Origin of the sequence: Chitinimonas lacunae, assembly GCF_042650885.1 — a bacterium.
In the GTDB taxonomy this organism is placed as follows: Bacteria; Pseudomonadota; Gammaproteobacteria; order Burkholderiales; family Chitinimonadaceae; genus Chitinimonas_A; species Chitinimonas_A lacunae.
In genome coordinates this window covers 2,293,301-2,308,825 of record NZ_JBHSBU010000001.1, presented here as the reverse complement: position 1 = coordinate 2,308,825, position 15,525 = coordinate 2,293,301, and the positions used below count along the sequence as shown (strand labels likewise).

The 15,525-nt window shown below is 55.9% G+C and carries 11 protein-coding genes and 1 CRISPR repeat array (1 of these 12 running past the window's edge); of the genes, 4 read left to right on the top strand and 7 right to left on the bottom strand.

What is annotated here, in order from left to right; genetic code table 11:
- Nucleotides 1-54: 54 nt before the first annotated feature.
- On the top strand, nt 55-225 hold the full coding sequence (locus tag ACFOW7_RS09525) for a hypothetical protein (RefSeq protein ID WP_378163505.1): 171 nt from the start codon (nt 55-57) through the stop codon (nt 223-225).
- Between the two features lie 22 nt (nt 226-247).
- Nucleotides 248-496, top strand: a complete 249-nt coding sequence (locus tag ACFOW7_RS09520) for a hypothetical protein (protein ID WP_378163503.1) — start codon at nt 248-250, stop codon at nt 494-496.
- Here ACFOW7_RS09520 and ACFOW7_RS09515 read toward each other — a convergent pair.
- A complete protein-coding gene (locus tag ACFOW7_RS09515) occupies nt 475-1,128 on the bottom strand; it encodes an SOS response-associated peptidase (RefSeq protein WP_378163501.1) in 654 nt (217 codons plus the stop codon). The genes ACFOW7_RS09520 and ACFOW7_RS09515 overlap by 22 nt on opposite strands.
- Nucleotides 1,129-1,996: 868 nt before the next feature.
- Between ACFOW7_RS09515 and ACFOW7_RS09510 the strand changes: the two genes are divergently transcribed.
- Nucleotides 1,997-2,470 carry a type III secretion system chaperone gene (locus ACFOW7_RS09510; RefSeq protein WP_378163499.1) on the top strand — a complete coding sequence of 158 codons (474 nt, stop codon included), beginning with the start codon at nt 1,997-1,999 and terminating at the stop codon, nt 2,468-2,470.
- 582 nt (nt 2,471-3,052) lie between these two features.
- On the opposite strand, the gene cas6f is transcribed toward ACFOW7_RS09510, so the two are convergent.
- The 6 genes from cas6f to cas1f are packed head-to-tail and all read right to left on the bottom strand — an operon-like array spanning nt 3,053 to nt 11,277.
- Nucleotides 3,053-3,616 (bottom strand): type I-F CRISPR-associated endoribonuclease Cas6/Csy4, encoded by a 564-nt coding sequence (cas6f, locus tag ACFOW7_RS09505; RefSeq protein ID WP_378163497.1) that lies wholly within the window; start codon nt 3,614-3,616, stop codon nt 3,053-3,055.
- Between the two features lie 2 nt (nt 3,617-3,618).
- Nucleotides 3,619-4,692: a type I-F CRISPR-associated protein Csy3 gene (gene csy3 / locus ACFOW7_RS09500; RefSeq protein WP_378163495.1), complete on the bottom strand. Its 1,074-nt coding sequence runs from the start codon at nt 4,690-4,692 to the stop codon at nt 3,619-3,621.
- A gap of 3 nt (nt 4,693-4,695) precedes the next feature.
- The gene (gene csy2, locus ACFOW7_RS09495) at nt 4,696-5,676 is read right to left on the bottom strand and encodes a type I-F CRISPR-associated protein Csy2 (protein WP_378163493.1); all 981 of its coding nucleotides are present in this window, start codon (nt 5,674-5,676) and stop codon (nt 4,696-4,698) included.
- Nucleotides 5,669-6,964 carry a type I-F CRISPR-associated protein Csy1 gene (gene csy1, locus ACFOW7_RS09490; RefSeq protein WP_378163491.1) on the bottom strand — a complete coding sequence of 432 codons (1,296 nt, stop codon included), beginning with the start codon at nt 6,962-6,964 and terminating at the stop codon, nt 5,669-5,671. The genes csy2 and csy1 overlap by 8 nt, the downstream gene beginning before the upstream one ends.
- A 42-nt stretch (nt 6,965-7,006) precedes the next feature.
- Nucleotides 7,007-10,303, bottom strand: coding sequence for a type I-F CRISPR-associated helicase Cas3f (gene cas3f / locus ACFOW7_RS09485; protein WP_378163489.1), 3,297 nt, complete (start codon nt 10,301-10,303; stop codon nt 7,007-7,009).
- Nucleotides 10,300-11,277 (bottom strand): type I-F CRISPR-associated endonuclease Cas1f, encoded by a 978-nt coding sequence (gene cas1f, locus ACFOW7_RS09480; RefSeq protein ID WP_378163487.1) that lies wholly within the window; start codon nt 11,275-11,277, stop codon nt 10,300-10,302. Before cas1f ends, cas3f begins: the two co-directional genes overlap by 4 nt.
- 182 nt (nt 11,278-11,459) lie before the next feature.
- On the opposite strand from cas1f, the gene ACFOW7_RS09475 reads away from it, so the two are divergent.
- Nucleotides 11,460-12,413: an IS5 family transposase gene (locus tag ACFOW7_RS09475; RefSeq protein ID WP_378163485.1), complete on the top strand. Its 954-nt coding sequence runs from the start codon at nt 11,460-11,462 to the stop codon at nt 12,411-12,413.
- A gap of 46 nt (nt 12,414-12,459) precedes the next feature.
- A CRISPR array of direct repeats spans nt 12,460-15,525; the repeat unit is 28 nt; unit sequence TTTCTGAGCTGCCTATTCGGCAGTGAAC; it runs 2,603 nt beyond the window's last position.

Below are 15,525 nucleotides of genomic sequence, written 5' to 3'. Positions count from 1 at the left end.
CGCGGTGAATGGTCAGCCAGACCCCGACCACAGCGGCGGCGGACGGTGCGGACCGTGGCTTCTCGTCCGTTGCCGCGCGGGCGTGGGGTTCTGCTGCTGAGCCAACTGGTGATCGTGTTCGGTCTGGCGACCTTGACCGGGCTGGTGCTGTGGCTGCTTCCTTCAGCATGGCCCGATACGGAGACGCCAGGGCAGCTCCAAAGGCCGGTGCGGGTGGTCCGATAGCCGCACTCAAAGGAGTAGATCGATGTCTGCCATGCCCTACCGTCACCACCCCGGCCGCCGTCTGCGTCGGCTACTACTTGGCTGGATCTTGCTATCGGTGCCGCTAAGTTGGCTGATCGGCTGGCACGACGTGCCGCATTGGGGGCTGAGCGCGCTGCTGGGTGGCTGGCTGGTGCTGCGACTGGAGACCCTGTACCTACTCTGGCTTGAGCGGCGGGGGCTGCGGCGGCCGTTGACGGCCGCACCGGTTCAGATCAGGGAAGGGGTGTAGGGACCCGACGAAGCAGGGGCACCGTCGAAGTCCTTGAGCGCATCGAGCCCGAAGAAGCTGCGGGCCACTTCGGTGTCGGATTCGAGCCAAGCCTCGTATTGATCGGGCGACACCACCACCAGCGAACGCTTTTCGTCGCCAGGCTTATGGAAACGACCCATCAACGGATGGCCGTCGGCATTGATGGTCAGCAGCGAGAACGACAATACCGGTTCGCCGCCGCTTTGCACCCAGCGCTCCCAGATCCCGGCCACGGCAAAGTCGGCCTGATCGCGTCGGGCGATACACCAGGAAACGGCGCGACCGCTTTCGTAGTTCGGTTCAAAAAAGCCCTGCATCGGTACCAGACAGAACTGACGGCGTTTCCAGGCAGCCCGATAGCTGGGTTTTTCCGCTACGGTTTCGCTGCGAGCGTTGTAGGTCTTGCGACCGATGGTGTTATCGCGCGCCCAAGGTGGGATCAGCCCGAAATTGGCGCCGACACACTCCTGCCGGGAACGGTCGCCGTCGAGCCGCACGATGGGCGCCAGATAGCCCGGATAGACATCGGTCTTGAAATGTTGGGCAGGCACGGCCAGCCCGAAGCGGTCCAGGATCTGCGCAGCCGAAGAAGGTCGGAAATGGGTACACATAGTGGGTCAAGGTCGCTGAAAAACCGCTGTTGTGGGCGTGTCTGCTCCGTGAAACCAGCCAGCCTGCCCTTGCAAACCGTGACTGGGGTGCCACAGATGCCTAGCTATCCATTATGGGGGGCAGCGCGGCAGTTTTTCCAGTAAGTATCCGTTCGTTGTAATAAAGGCTATGCCGACGCTTCGAGGTCGATTTCTGTGTCATGTCTTGTCACATCAGCAGGGATGATCCCCGAGGTTGGGCGCAAAAACATAATTTCTTGTCTGATTTTGGTTGGATTTTTTAAAACATTTGGCAAAGAATTTTTATGTCGCACTGACCCTGGCTGATCTGCCGGAAGCGCCGGACCTTTCTTGCATGATAGTCGGCAATCACGGCTTCTGAAGTCGAAGCAGGGAAAGACGAGCAGCAGACAGGTTGCGCGAAGCCACAGGTCGTTTTCGCCACAACGGCGGCACAACGACGTGGGCAAGAATAATGCTAAATGGAAATGCAACTACCATAATTGGCGGAAGCAACTATGGTAAGTGAGGAGCTGCCGAAATGGCCAGAGATGGCCACAGATCTGGATTTTTGGGCGATAGTACAAATTCACCCTGTTCGCTCTAGGGATTTCCCATGTTGCCAAATGGGTTTGTAGCGGCAAGAGTTGGAACCTAAACGACCGTACCGTTACCTAAATGTCATGAATTCTTCTGCCCATTCGTTTTATCATCCTGCCTGGCCCAACGCGCCTGGCGCGTCGTCATCCCTACCGTTCGCTACTGGGCGGTCTTCCTGGTTTTCCCTGGCCTATGCCTTGCCTTCGACCGAGGCCGTGTCCGCTGGGCGGTACGGACGGTCGGGCCGTTTTTCTGGAGTGACGTCACTGTGTCCGCCGACCTGCAATCGCTGATCTTGAAACTGGCCCTGAGTTCGGGTAGCCACGGCCTTGGCATCGACCAGGACGGCAGCCCGTCGCTGATCGTGGACGGTGGCCTGGAGGTGCATTTCCAGCGCGGCGACGACGAGCAGAGCCTGGTGCTGCTGGCCTGTGTCGGCACCTTGCCGCATGGCGGTCAGGGCGAGGCGGCCTTGCGCGGCTTGCGCTGGCTGGCCGAAGCCAATTACGAATGGCTGGGCGGCGATGGCTTCACCCTATGCTGCGAGCCGGAAAGCTATGAAGTACTGCTGGCCGGCCGCTTCACGCTGGCTGCCCTGTCTGCCGATCCGTTCCCCGAACCGCTGGCCCGCTTTATCGATGCTGGCCGCCATTGGTCAGACCTGCTGGGCGCCCTGGCCCGGGTCGAGGCACTGCGGCCCGTTACCCCGGCCAGACGCCAGAGCGCGATGGCACGGGCCTGAGCGTGGTCCGAGTCTTCCAGTTTTCCTAAAATGGAAAATTTTAGGAAAAATCTTTGCAAGATTTACAGCGCAATAGATAAGAAAAAGCAATAAATGCTAAACAGAAGGCTCCTGTGTTGTGCTTGGACAGGAGCCTTTGTCTTTCAGGTAGATCACTCATGCCGGCACCGTAGTGGCGGCTTTGCTGTGCCATATCCAACGCAATCATGTGGTTTTTCTGAGCTGCCTATCCGGCAGTGAACTCATCCACATTGCTTTACTGAGGTCGCAGGTGTCCGGCAAAGACGAGGGGGCGATCAGCTTGGCCTTGGGGCAACAAGTGCGCTTTCCGCCACGATGGCAACGTCTCCGACAGACATCCCCTCAAATTTTTATGGCCAGCGCGCGGCTTGATACCTTTGAGTTGGTGGAGATTCGATGGCAAGAAGCTGGTATCGGAGATGCTGTATTGCTAAGAAGAGGGAGCGACTGAGAGAGGCCGTCTCGGCAAATAGAAAAATTTGAGAACAATAGTTGCGATAAAGGTAGCTGTTTTCATTTAATAATGAAAAATAGCTACCTTTTCCTTTTGTGGCATCCGATTCAGAACCAAGGTACTGTGGCTTCACCGCTCAGGCCATAGCTATTAAATTTTCCAGCGCAAGGCGTTGCTTGTAGGGGCCGGTGTTCGATAAACAGGCGGAAACGCTGGTCGGTGCTGTGGCTGTCAAGAACGATATAAGGCAGATCGAGAAGGCGGCGAGCCTGATCGGGAATCCGCGCGATGGCTTCTTGTTCCGACACGCCATGTCTGCGCATATGGCGACGGCGCAAGCGGTCCACACTGCTTTTGGACTGTACCCGGCTGACACAGCGGTGCTGGGTGCCTTGAGGCACAGGCTGTGGGCTGTGCAGCTCGATATAGTCCCGCATGCCACGCAACCAAGATCCTTCCAGCAGTCTTCCTAGACCGGTGACGCTGCCGTGGAGCCGCAGACGAGTCCCCAACGAAGGCGGTTCTTCTGCGAGATCGGGGAAGCTGACGCCGATGTCATCGTGCTTTCCCTCCACCAGTGCCAGATGGAGCTTGCCGAACAAGATGTTCAACAACTGCGTGGCAGGGATTTCCGGATCGCGTAGGAGGCGGATCTCTACATAGTGATCCATCGCTATTCCTTCTCGCCGAACACGCCGCCACGAATCAGAGTCGCCATCACGAAATGCTGCTGGTCGGTATCGGGCGCTTGTCCTTTCAGTACCCAATTGTCGAGCAGGGTATAGAAGTCCGCTTTTTCCCTAGGTTGGCGCCAGGCCTTGCCTTCGGATGTCACCGAACCATATGGTTCGACCGCGATGGGGCCTTGCCCGGCAGCACCGGGATACCAAGTATCGATAGTACGCAGCGCATTGCCGAGTTTCTGCGAGTGAATGGCCGCATGGTCACCGACGCTGTAAAGCGTTTTGCTTTTTTGCCCCTTCTTGCTGTCGCCCTTGTCGAGAATCAGCTCCTGCGAAGGAAAGACTTCCTGGCCATCGCCGATGCGGACGAAAGCCGTGATGTCGAGCAGTACATAGCTTTTTCCGGCCAAACCTTCTTCGATTACGGTCGCGAGCTGTTGCAACTGGGGATTTTCACTGGAGAAATCCTGCCAAGGCAGGCTGGTCGCGTCGAATAGCCAATAGTTGGCATCCTTGCCTTGCTCACGGTGCTGGATCTGGACGGAAATCATTTCCGCGCCGACTCGATTGCGCCATAGAAAGCGGGCATTGGCGAGATTGTGGGCATAGCGGCGAGCCAGCTCCCTGAAACCGTGAGCGCGGATATAGCCGTCGACGGTGGCTTGCAGCTTTTGGCGATATTCCGCGTTATTACAGGCGGAAGGTTGTCCCGCACCGCCCAGCACCCGCAGGGTAAAACGGACTTTCAGCGTATCGGCATCGTTGGGAAGCGTAGCGACATCTACCCGCTGAAGGTTGGGTTTCTGGATATCGGCATCGAGCTTGGCCGGGTTTTGCTGGCTGGATTCCAAACGGTTGGAGATCGTCCCCCGTATCGATTTTTCCCGGATAGTTACTGCTGGCCATTCGGTCGCTGCCTTGTTCGGGTCCCACTGGTTTTTACCTTCCTTGTCCTGGCTGAACAGAGACTCCCATTTGCCCGCGCTGAAGAGAGCGTCGGAAGGATCGAGTTTGCGCTCGAAAGCCAGGACGGATGCGGTTTTGTTGGTATCTGCGGTGGCCATGTCTTAATCCTTGTTCATCGTTGTCTGAGCGGTGGAGGGCGAAGCGGCAAAATCGTTGCGGCAGCGGTACAGGCCGTTTTCAGGGTCGGCGTCGTGGTACCAGAGCAGTTTTTCCATATCGTCGATACGGTGCGGGCTGATCCATTCACCGAGCCCGAGCAAGGTTTCCACGAAACGGAACGGCGTTTCGGGATCACGGCTGTTTTCGACTTCGCCGGGCGGATAGAGCGGTGAAATGGCCCCGTAGCCCAGCGGTAGGGGTACGAGCCAGCCAGGCTTGCTGCGTACCGTCCAGCGTGCCGGTTCGCCTTCCTTGATATCGGTCGGTGGCTCGTAGTTGAGGCGTGACAGGTCGAGCAAGGCTTCCAGGACCGAGTCGGTTTTCAGGTCGGTCAGATGTCTTTCCAGCTTGTCCTGCCGCTCGACCAGGGCGAAGCCAGGCAATAGACGACGGCGGATTTGGCGCGATTTCTGTCGAGCTTCGTCGGCGTTGTGAGGCCAGAAGTGGAGTTCCGGTGGGTCAGGACGTCGATGAGGATGAGGAAGCAGGCTGCCTCCGGCGAGCCGCATGGCGTTCGCCCTTTGGCTGATTTGATGAGCGAGGGTCTGTAATTCGTCTTCATCTTCGAACAGCGGCTCGGCGCTATAAACGCCGATCAGCAAAGACAGGTCGAGGTGGATGCGACCTTCTTCGACAATGGAAGCTGTGTTGCCATTTTTTTTAATTGGATTTCGGGTGAGATGGAAGACTTGGGTTCTTTTGCCCGGTGGAGAGGAAGCTTGCGGGGAAAAACCGTGGCTAACAATACCTGTGCCGTCTAATCGGATGCCTAGTTCTTTTTCGGTCTGGCGACTAAGAGCATGGACAAAGCCGGTAAAAGCCGAGGGTGCCGGAAAACCCCAGGTCAAGGGACTGGAAATGGCATTTGCATTTTGGACATAAAGATGGGGTAGGCGCAGTAGCGCATCAGGACGTTTAAACATGGTCCAGCTCCACACGCAGCAGGCTGATTTCTTCGCTCAATTCGCTGGCCCATTCGAGGTGTTCAGAATCACCCATAATTTTCTTTTCACTGCTGATCGCGCGATTAAGCCATTTGCCGAAGCGCGAACAGATATCGTCGCGCCAATCGCCTTGATTCCAGTCGTTGGCGAAATCCTCATCGGCTAGCGCTCGTTCCGGATCGAGCCATAACTGTTCAGCACGATCGAGCTTGCAATCTTCCTCGCTGCTCCAGCCGGATTTCATCTGCTGGATTTCGGTAGCGAATTGCAGGGCTTCGTCACAAATACGGGCAATTAGGTCGCGGCGGGTATTGCGGATGTCAATGTTGTTGTAGTCGGTTTGGGCGAGGAAATTTCGCAACGCTGTGGTGAGTTCATAAACGCGGCGGCGGCGGCCGAAACGGCCACTGAACACAGAGTTGACGTACTTGGGTGGTGGATCGGGTTGGAGCTGCCACGTAGGAGGGAGTGATGGCAGTAAATAGGCTACTCCCCGTCTTTGGCTATTCAATAAGCTGATGTTTTGTGTGTTGGAGCCGCCGAATTTCTGAATGGCTAGATTGGGATATTCGCAGAAACCATGTTCGCTGGCTTGCCCTTCACGCATTGCTTTTCTAGCCTCTTGCGACTTTTCGGAAAAACGGTCGCTATGAATGCGATGATACAGATGATGAGCCAAGGAGGCCGGATACATAGGGCTCAATAAGTGATGACTGCTATCTGCTATGGGAAAATAAATCTGTTTGGCAAGTTGATGGGAAATAAGCCCTTTAGGCGTGGTGAGCGAGGCAAAAGATGCTGCCCAATCTTTAGCCTTTTCTAAGTCATCCGATAAAGCTAAAAGAAAAGATGGATCTTGCTCTGCGGCACGTTTTAGAAGGTTCTTCTCTTCATAACTAAGGCAGAGAAACCTGTAGACGTCGAGAGCTGCGGCGTTGCCATCTACATCCTCTATGCGGTCGTCACCAAGACTATGTGTTCCAAGTAGCAATGGAAATTCTGTAGTCTGTTCTATATAAAGGCTGCTTCCTTTAGCGTCTCCGTGTGTAAATTTCAATCCAAAATGGATAATCTTGATTTGACTTGAGCGTCGAGCGGCACTCTGTAGCCAATTGGAGGGGAGATGCTCGTCTAGTAGCTTTCGTCTTTTTTCATCGTTGCCTGCTGACAAGTCATCGAGTTTTGCTTGTAGGCTTTCCGCGATGAAGCCATGAATCAAAGACTTTAACGCGGTAGATTCATCAGGGCGCTCCAAGGCTGCGCTCATGGTTTTTCTCCTCCGAAGAAAATACAAATTGCGAGGTGTTTCTTACCCTTTGAAACGCCGAAACCCCAACGCTTCGTGGTACATCCATCCCTGATTTCCTTCTCGCTGCTTTGGCAAGTCGATTACGCCGAACCGCAAAGCTGCCGCCTGTAGGCTCATGTTCTTTTCAATGGCCAGCTGGCGCAGTTCATCGATATAGCTCACCGTGCCCCAGAAATCGATTCTCGGTCCCAACTCCACAGGTAGGGGACGGCTCAGATAATCCACGCTGACCGGCGGCGCTTGAGGGCATAGCAATTTGAAACGTAGGCGATCGTCATCCACGTCCGGTTCATAAACATAACGTTCGCGTCCCTCCGGATCGTGGCGGAAGCGCTGCGTCCGTTGCAGCTCGCCTGATAAGGCGGCTTGGGTGGTCCACCACCACGGCACCTGCGCCGTCCTGTAACGCTCGTCGCCTAGCATCAAAGCGCTCAGTCGCCGATGTTCCAGATCGGCAAGATTGCCTTCGGGATCGAGTGTTTCTCGTTCTTGGATGCGGGGGCGAGCGTCGATGACCGCGAGTTGTTCCGCGCTGAGCAGGTTGGCGAGGTCATGGCTGGCGAGTCGAAAGTCGGCATTCTCGAAACCGGGTTTACAGAAAGCCTGTTCAGCCTTTTCCAGCGCTTTGATATTCCACTGCAACAGATAAAGATTCGGTTTCTGGCAAGCGCCCTTGCGATGGCGCCGAATCCGTCCCGCCAGCTGGATGATCGAGCGCATCGACGAGGGCTCTACGATGCTCCAGTCGTAGTCGTGATCACGCCCGACCTCTGTGACCGGCGAGCCTAAAACGATGAAGAGATGGTCGTTTTCCGGATATTGATCCAGCCACTGGCGCATTTCCGGATCGGAGAAAACCGCCTCGGGATCGTGGCGCTTCAGCAATCTGTCCAGTCGGCGTTCGATGGCCGAGCGCATCAATAGCAGGTGGCGGGAGTGATAGCAGCAGAGGTGGATTCGATGCCCGGTCTCCGCGCCGAGTTTCAATAGCGCTTGGCCGATATCGATCAGCGGATCGATATTGGCGAACCGGATCAGGCCAAAGCTGACGCGCTTGCCGCTGTGGGGATCGGTACTGACATGGTCGCGGTGAAGCTCATGTGCCATGCGCTGGAGGTGAACGGCCAGTTCGGCGCGTATCGCCTGTGGCTTGCTCGCCGAGAGCGAGAAGCGCTCGATTCGCGCCACGCGTCGAATATCTTCGCTTTGGCTTAGCTTCTTGACTCTTTTTTCGACGAATTCCCGATGCGCCGCCGCCAAAGTCTGCTCGTCGCCATGATCGCTGGTGGTCGCACCGTGTTCGTCGAACCAGGCGCAACAGATCGCCACCGGCTGGTTCGGGACGCCCCGGTTGACTTGGAAACAACGGCGTCCCTCCAGATAAGCCGTGAACAGACCTTGCACCAGTGCGGGCGGCAGAGTCGCCGACGATAACAATACCCGACTGCCAAGCAGGCCTGCCCAGTGCACTAGGCGACTCAATGCCGGCAGATCGCCGAGATCGAAATCGTCAGGCTCGTCGAGAACCAGATCGCTCGATAACAGACGCAGCATCGGCGCGATTTGCCGGCCGCCGCGTGTGCCTTCGGTCGCGGGGATGAGATGGTCGATGGTGCTGACCAGAATCGGTGCCGATAACAGGCGTTCGATTTGCGGATTGGCTTCCAGCCAGGTCTTGAACGGGCCATCAGGCAGACTACCCTCATAGTGCACATAGCTATCGTCGCTGAGCGCTTCTATCGACTCCGAGCCGGCGCGTGCGGCTTCGGATTCTTCCGTCGTTTTTGCCTGAAATGTCTGAGCCCGCTCGAACAATTCCTTTACTGCGGCGCCGCCCACCATGACGGCCAAATCGTCTTCCTCGAGTTTCAGCCGTTCCCGATAGGCTTGTCCGGTCTGCAAGGTGAGGGTCCGCAAGCCCAAGGCGATGCAGAAGCGGGCGCCGCGCTGCACGTCGGCCAAACCGTAGAGGATTCTTGCGTTGGCCAGGGTTTTGCCGTAGCCCGTAGAAGCCATATTGATGCCGAAAAAGCCCTGCTGCGCCGAGCGAGTCTCTAAGGAGCGCGCCAGGTCGAAGGCTTTGTCCTGCCAACGGAAGCGGGGATCGGTATTGCGTTCCTTAAACTTCTTGTGGCGTGCGATGCGCGGCAGTTGGCGTTCCAGCAGCGGCAGACTGCGAACGACGCGTTTACTGGTGACTTCTACCCCGATCAGATGCTCGTCGAGTCTTTGCTTGACGGTGCGGGTGGTCGGATCAGTATTGGCATGGAGCGGATAGCCGGGGTCGCCGTAGCGGGCGAGGGTGGGGCCGCTGGAGTAATGATGATCGGCCAGCATCAAAGCCAGCCGTGACAGATGGGCGACATAGTGGTTGTCGAGCCAGTCCTGCTGCAAAAGATCGGGGTGATTCAGGATCTGTTGCGCCAGATTGGCCGCATGTCGGCACCAATGGCGGCTATCGGTGGGCAAGCCATGCGGAAATTGCCAGCAAGCATTACGCAGTTTGGCGTCGAGATCGGGTTTGGCATTGTTCCAAGCAGGCGAAAACGACCGGCAGAGTATTTTCAGCGCCTCGGGAGCGGGCGTGCAGGCTTGATAGGACTGGGTAGGCAGAAAGTGATGGCTGAGAATCAGCCATCCGAGGGCGCGAGCGAGAGGGGGCAGCGATTTGAAAGGGCGGTTTGGTGGCGCTTGAGGGCTGGCGGGATCAGCCGGCGCATCCTTGATCAGTTTCTTGAGCCAATCCTGATTGGCCAATGGCTGATCTCGTAGCGCGGCGAGGCGTCTGAGCCAGGGAAGGTCGTCGCTATCATCGCCGACAAAAGCCTGAAACAAGCGTAGGGATACCCATTCATGCCGGTAGGGGTCGGCAATGGCTTGCTGCTTTGCCAATTTCTGCTGAAAAGTCTTACTGGCCTTGCCGAAGTCGTGGAATAGCGCGGCGAGTCCGGACAATAAACGAATGACTTCTCCGGTATGCCAATCGTTTTCGTCGTCACGACGAAGAATGTCCCGGGCCGTGGTATTGGTGGGCACGGCACCGTAGGCATTGAAGCGGGAGGCATCGCCGACAATCCAGAGTAGTTCGGTATGGTCGCGACCGCGTATCCAATGGCAGGCCACCGCAGTATTGCGTCTGGCATTTTTCTTCAGCATTTGCCGCAGGGTTTGCAGACCCTGGGCGGTGATGGGGGTCTGCCAGGTACGATCGCCCACCCGTTCCCCGAACTGATCGAGAATGCGTCGAGTTTCAAGCAGTGCTTTCTTGTTGCACTGACTGATCAACAGGACATTCATACAGTTCCCACCCCTACCTGTTCGGCAGTGGTCTTGAGGGTGTCGATCATGAAGTCGAGCGCTTCGGTGCGGGTGAGGCTATCGACACAGGCACTACGAAATACCTGTTCATCGTCACCACGCATGGCTGAGATAAACGCTTGGGGCAGGATCAAGGCATCCTTGACCAGGTCCGCCACATCAAATACCAAGCCCCCTCGCCGGGTCTTCCCATGCAGGACCGCCAACCCATGCGGAATGCCTAATACCCAAGTCGCGGTTGCTCCCAATCCATAAGCCAGATAATTGCCATGATCGAGAAAGCGATTAGCCGGATCGGTTCCAGTGCCGCGCTTGGCTCGGGTAAAGTCACCATAGGCGGTTGACTGGACTGCAAGTTGAAATAGCTTCTTGGTCAGGCGGGCTTCTTCAGTCAGCAGGAATTCGTGATCCGGAGCATTCTGTAGAATCTGTCGCGAACCATCGAGCGCAGCATCTAATGCCTGAGGCGAAATGGAAAATCCAGCTTCTTTGAATGGACGATAATCAAGCCAGTGCTGTCGGATACGTTGCAGTCGAGCCTGTTGAAACTTTTTTGCTGCGTCGAGGCGACGTTTGTCATCGAACCAAAAACGAACCCAGCGTTGCAGGTATTCGGTCGGGCGGTATTCACTCTGCGGGGAAAACCAAGCGACTTCGATATCGACTTCATTAGCGCTGAATAAAGGTGTTCCTCCACCTCCCGCAAAACCGACCAATACGCCTGCTTTGGCCAATTCTCTCATTGCTGCCTGGGTAATTGATGTGCCGGTGCCAAGCAGGAGCGTGGTCGTGTTGGCTATGGGGATATTCCAATATAAAGATTTCTTGCCTTCATCTGTTACATACTCAACCCGCCCCCCATTGACCAGAACCCGACATTGCTCAAGATAATAAATATTCGCTCGCTTGGAGTGAAGGATAGATTTGAGGTCAGAGGGTTTTAAGTCTTCCATAGACTCGGCTAGTCAGGAGCAATAGAGAGCACTGTAGACTGCGCGATAGAGGATTTCCATGCGATGTTGATTTGTAAATCCAATTATTTATATTTTCGATTGTTGGTCGGTTGTTCTGTATTTTTTGCCTTGTTGCATAACCCCCCCGACTCCAGGGTTGACGCCGGTTGTAAGCTAGCAGCATGAAGCCAGCCAAGCCCCGCTACCGCACGACGAATTGGTCCACCTACAACCGAAGCCTGCAAGCGAGGGGCGATCTCATGATCTGGTTTTCGCCGGACCTTGCCTGGCATAGCAATGAGCGTCCAGATCAGGCGGGCGCCCCGACGCGCTACAGCGATCAAGCCATTCAAATCATGCTGACGTTGAAGGTGCTGTTCCAGCAGGGACTGCGCCAAGTCCGCGGGCTCACGTGCAGCCTGGTGCGCATGATGAATCTGGACTGGGCGGTGCCGTGTTTCAGCACGGTCAGCCGGCGGCAGGCCACCCTGGCAGTGCAGATTCCGGTGCGACGCCGTGCCGAGCCCCTGCATCTGCTGGTGGACAGCACCGGCATCAAGATTCACGGCGAGGGTGAATGGAAGGTCAAGCAGCACGGGCCGGCTTACCGACGCGGCTGGCGCAAAGTGCATCTGGCCATCAATGCGGATACGCAGGAAATTCAAGCAGTTGAGGTGACCGACCAGCGTCAGGCCGATGGCCTACAGGTCGAGGAACTATTGTCGCAACTGCCACCCGGGACAGTGCTCGGCAGCGTGGAGGGCGACGGAGCTTATGACAGCCGGCGGGTCTATCGCGCCGTTCAGGCGTGGAGGGCCGAATGGCTGGTTCCCCCTCGCCGGGATGCCCAGCCTTGGCGAGAGCAGACCGACTGGGCAGCCCACCGCAACGACAAACTGGCCGCGATCAAGCGCGTGGGGCGGGCGATCTGGAAGCGCTGGAGCGGCTACCCTCGGCGCAGCCTGGTAGAAACCGCAATGCATCGCTTCAAGCGGCTTGGCGAGCGACTGCCGGCCCGACACCCTGAACGGCAGGTCGCCGAAATCCACGTATGCTGTGCGATCTTGAATCGCTTCGTGCTGCTGGCATACCCACCACGGTGGCTCACACCTGAATTCCGTCCGGGAAAGAGGTGACTCGATCTGAGATTGGGTTATGCGACAAAGCCGCGGGACTCGTATCTTTTTGAGCTGCCTATTCGGCAGTGAACGGTCGATTTCGCTGTATCCACGCCAATCATGCTTTCTGAGCTGCCTATTCGGCAGTGAACTTCAATGGCGTCTGCCTCTGCTTCCACGTTGCTTTCTGAGCTGCCTATTCGGCAGTGAACCGCTCATAACTAATCGGGCCATGGGTGGAGATTTTCTGAGCTGCCTATTCGGCAGTGAACTACCTGCACGATCAGTTCGAGTGGGCGCGCGATTTCTGAGCTGCCTATTCGGCAGTGAACGTCTACAAGACCCTGCCCGGCTGCGACGTCTGTTTCTGAGCTGCCTATTCGGCAGTGAACAAGCAGCCGATAAATTTGAACTATGAGGCAGATTTCTGAGCTGCCTATTCGGCAGTGAACCCGGCCTGATCGTCGATGGCCTGCACGCATTCTTTCTGAGCTGCCTATTCGGCAGTGAACATGATAGGCGGCCGGCCGTTTAGGTGCGTACTTTCTGAGCTGCCTATTCGGCAGTGAACGAGGACGGCCCGAAGATCGGATATTTCGATGATTTCTGAGCTGCCTATTCGGCAGTGAACGCGATCATCTGCTGTTCGATGCCGGTTCCCCATTTCTGAGCTGCCTATTCGGCAGTGAACAGTGCTAGGAAAGCGCCGGGCTGAGCTGTTCATTTCTGAGCTGCCTATTCGGCAGTGAACGGTACGGCCGGAACTGCCAGGGCTCGCGCCCGTTTCTGAGCTGCCTATTCGGCAGTGAACCATAACGAACTAAAAAAGTACCGTGTTATGCTTTTCTGAGCTGCCTATTCGGCAGTGAACACACGCTGCATAAGGCCGGCTCGACCACTAGTTTTCTGAGCTGCCTATTCGGCAGTGAACGGGAAACGCAGATGCGGAACGCTTAGCGCAGATTTCTGAGCTGCCTATTCGGCAGTGAACACTCGTTCGACTGGTGAGCCGTGTAAGGGCCTTTTCTGAGCTGCCTATTCGGCAGTGAACAATTCACGCGCAGCGAAACAGCAACCAGACAATTTCTGAGCTGCCTATTCGGCAGTGAACCTGAGCCGGTCAATTCGAGCGCCTCGACCTGGTTTCTGAGCTGCCTATTCGGCAGTGAACGCTCAGCGCTCTTCCTTGGAGGCCCTGGTGCTTTTCTGAGCTGCCTATTCGGCAGTGAACGCCTGTTGGTAACCACAAGGTTTTCTTGGCAATTTCTGAGCTGCCTATTCGGCAGTGAACACTGAGCGGTGATGCGTTGTTGATTCTGGAAATTTCTGAGCTGCCTATTCGGCAGTGAACAAAAAGAAGCCCTGTAAATCGTCCGTCCCCTTTTTCTGAGCTGCCTATTCGGCAGTGAACGAAGACATTACCGGGCTGCCGATGCTGCTTCATTTCTGAGCTGCCTATTCGGCAGTGAACGGATTATTGGCTGTGCGTTGAAGAATACGACGTTTCTGAGCTGCCTATTCGGCAGTGAACAATGCCTGACTCAGAAAGTCCTGATCCGGAATTTTCTGAGCTGCCTATTCGGCAGTGAACGATATCGTTGCGCGCGTGCCGGGCGTCAAGCTTTTCTGAGCTGCCTATTCGGCAGTGAACACAGCTTGCGCGCCCTAGCCGATTAACTGGAATTTCTGAGCTGCCTATTCGGCAGTGAACGAATCCACCAAGATTGGCCTTTAAAGTCGACTTTTCTGAGCTGCCTATTCGGCAGTGAACTGAATCTGTTAAGCGTTCACTATCCGGAAATATTTCTGAGCTGCCTATTCGGCAGTGAACGTCGCAAAGGACGTGATGGTCTTCCCACTTCTTTTCTGAGCTGCCTATTCGGCAGTGAACTCTTGTATATCGTCAAGATTTATTGTCGGCATTTTCTGAGCTGCCTATTCGGCAGTGAACACAAGTCGATTTTGTTGCCGTGCTTACACTTATTTCTGAGCTGCCTATTCGGCAGTGAACCGGCGCAATCTGCGCCTTTCAGCCGGTAATGCTTTCTGAGCTGCCTATTCGGCAGTGAACAAAGCGATGGCGGCGGGTGCCCGGGTGATCCGTTTCTGAGCTGCCTATTCGGCAGTGAACATCCCCGTCAGATGTTGCGTGGCGCTGCTCAATTTCTGAGCTGCCTATTCGGCAGTGAACTATTTCGGGGAAGAAGCCGTGGCAGCCGGCCTTTTCTGAGCTGCCTATTCGGCAGTGAACGATCCGAAGGTGAAAGTTCGGGCGCTGGGCCATTTCTGAGCTGCCTATTCGGCAGTGAACAATGGCTAACGGCAATGATGATTGGGGTTTCTTTTCTGAGCTGCCTATTCGGCAGTGAACCCATTTCTCCGGCAAAAGGTTTGCGGCGCGCATTTCTGAGCTGCCTATTCGGCAGTGAACTAGCCGTGCAACCGTTGATGAAGCGATCGGCCTTTCTGAGCTGCCTATTCGGCAGTGAACATGTGAATCCCGCAGATCCGCAGTGCGGCAATTTTCTGAGCTGCCTATTCGGCAGTGAACATAGTTACCGGCGTGCTCGGCGGCGTGGGCGCTTTCTGAGCTGCCTATTCGGCAGTGAACCCCAATCAATCAAATAATCTTGAGATAGACCCTTTCTGAGCTGCCTATTCGGCAGTGAACGATGATTCATGCCGCCGCTATTCGATCGCGTCTTTCTGAGCTGCCTATTCGGCAGTGAACTGTTAACCGGCTGCTCTACGATTGCGGTCGATTTTCTGAGCTGCCTATTCGGCAGTGAACTCGCCAATGCGCGGATCGACCTGATCGAGTATTTTCTGAGCTGCCTATTCGGCAGTGAACTCAAGCCAGACCCGAACACCGGCCCTGTTCCTTTTCTGAGCTGCCTATTCGGCAGTGAACGGAAGTGGTCGTTTTGTGGCTGGCCGCTGAAGTTTCTGAGCTGCCTATTCGGCAGTGAACCCTTCAAACCCGGCACCGACGATCTTGCCGGTTTTCTGAGCTGCCTATTCGGCAGTGAACGTCCGCGATGCCCAGGCTGCACTAGACGATATTTTCTGAGCTGCCTATTCGGCAGTGAACGGGATCGAATCACCAGCCGGCAAAAATGCCCGTTTCTGA

Excerpts from the sequence above, each read along its gene's own strand:
- ACFOW7_RS09520 (WP_378163503.1), top strand. The coding sequence starts at position 248 with ATGTCTGCCATGCCCTACCGTCACCACCCCGGCCGCCGTCTGCGTCGG.
- ACFOW7_RS09515 (WP_378163501.1), bottom strand. The coding sequence starts at position 1,128 with ATGTGTACCCATTTCCGACCTTCTTCGGCTGCGCAGATCCTGGACCGC.
- cas6f (WP_378163497.1), bottom strand. The coding sequence starts at position 3,616 with ATGGATCACTATGTAGAGATCCGCCTCCTACGCGATCCGGAAATCCCT.
- csy3 (WP_378163495.1), bottom strand. The coding sequence starts at position 4,692 with ATGGCCACCGCAGATACCAACAAAACCGCATCCGTCCTGGCTTTCGAG.
- csy2 (WP_378163493.1), bottom strand. The coding sequence starts at position 5,676 with ATGTTTAAACGTCCTGATGCGCTACTGCGCCTACCCCATCTTTATGTC.
- csy1 (WP_378163491.1), bottom strand. The coding sequence starts at position 6,964 with ATGAGCGCAGCCTTGGAGCGCCCTGATGAATCTACCGCGTTAAAGTCT.
- cas3f (WP_378163489.1), bottom strand. The coding sequence starts at position 10,303 with ATGAATGTCCTGTTGATCAGTCAGTGCAACAAGAAAGCACTGCTTGAA.
- cas1f (WP_378163487.1), bottom strand. The coding sequence starts at position 11,277 with ATGGAAGACTTAAAACCCTCTGACCTCAAATCTATCCTTCACTCCAAG.
- ACFOW7_RS09475 (WP_378163485.1), top strand. The coding sequence starts at position 11,460 with ATGAAGCCAGCCAAGCCCCGCTACCGCACGACGAATTGGTCCACCTAC.